The organism is Nostoc sp. UIC 10630 (assembly GCF_010747425.1).
In the GTDB taxonomy this organism is placed as follows: domain Bacteria; phylum Cyanobacteriota; class Cyanobacteriia; order Cyanobacteriales; family Nostocaceae; genus Nostoc.
This window is the reverse complement of the sequence record NZ_JAAGOG010000437.1, coordinates 1-1,389: the sequence shown is the minus strand read 5'-3', so window position 1 is coordinate 1,389 and position 1,389 is coordinate 1. Positions and strand designations below refer to the sequence as shown.

Sequence of the window (1,389 nt, the reverse complement as noted above, 5' to 3'; positions counted from 1 at the left end):
CCCTCTTGTGTCACTATGGCGGTAGTATAATAATGTACAAAACCTAGAACGAAGACACAGAGCATGGTAGAGCCTCGTTCACCCATAAAAACCGTCAAGTTTGTGGATGAATATTGCTTGTGGTATAAAAATCTGTTTTCAGATGTTAGGAATTTTGAAGCTTTCAAATATCTACATCTAGGATGTATCTCTGATTTAAAACGGAAAAGTCTACCTGAAATAGCGAAAATTGTCGGGCTAGATAACTATCAAGGACTGCATCATTTTTTAACTACATCATCTTGGGACGTAGAAGAGCTAAGAACCTTGAGATTAGAGCTAATTTTAGAGGTATTAAAAAAAAGACCAATCATTTTAATTATTGATGAAACTGGAGATAAAAAGAAAGGCAATACAACAGATTATGTCAAACGGCAGTATATAGGCAATTTGGGCAAAGTAGAGAATGGGGTTGTGGCAGTTACAGCCTATGGTGTGTTCTGTGGGATGACATTCCCACTACTGTTTGAAGTGTACAAACCACGAGAGAAGTTAAAGCCAGGAGATAAATATCTGACCAAGCCTCAAATCGGGGCAATGCTAATACGAAAGTTACAGTCGATGGGTTTTAAATTCAACTTAGTACTAGCTGATAGCTTATATGGCGAAAGCGGTACAAATTTCATATCTGTATTAGATGAACTAGATTTAAATTATTTAGTAGCAATCCGCTCAAACCATTCTGTAGACCTACTTCCGAGACAACATACCCAATATTTAAAGTGGCATCGCTTCAAACGAGTCTTTTCTGATTTGAGCAGTGAAAATCGATTTATTCGTGAAATAATTCACGGGAAACGTGGAGAACATAGATATTGGCAAATTACCACAGATCCAGATACATTACCTGGAAACTCTACTTGGTATGTAATGAGTAAATACCTACACATTACCCCAAGAGAAGTTGGAAATTTCTATGGTTTAAGAACATGGGTAGAATATGGCTTAAAGCAGGGTAAGAATGAATTAGGCTGGGCAGATTATCGCTTTACTCGCTATGAAGATATTGAGCGATGGTGGGAGATTGTATGTAGTGCTTACCTCTTGGTTAGCCTTCATTCAGAATCTCTGCGTCCTTCTCCCCCAGATTTTCAATCAACATTTGCTTCTCACCCCTGCTGGGATAATGGTAAAGGTTGGAAAAATATTCTGAATAATCTCCGCTTAATTGTTCAACCTTTTATCCTATTTAACTTAATCCAACCTTGGCTGACAGTCTTTCCTATCCCTCAACTTTCATTGGGATTTACTAAACTTCAAGCCATCGTTTATAGGCTCACTTCCCCAATTTTTATATTCCTAACTCACCCTGAATTCTATTTTTCCTCTGCCTAAAGTGACACAAGAGGG

General features: G+C 37.9%; 1 protein-coding gene. It reads left to right on the top strand.

The features are described 5' to 3' along the window. Positions 1-63: 63 nt before the first annotated feature. A complete protein-coding gene (locus tag G1O98_RS38220; RefSeq protein ID WP_163939658.1) occupies positions 64-1,374 on the top strand; it encodes an IS701 family transposase in 1,311 nt (436 codons plus the stop codon). Positions 1,375-1,389: the final 15 nt, after the last annotated feature.

Coding starts and splice junctions, on each gene's coding strand:
- G1O98_RS38220 (WP_163939658.1), top strand. CDS start 64: ATGGTAGAGCCTCGTTCACCCATAAAAACCGTCAAGTTTGTGGATGAA.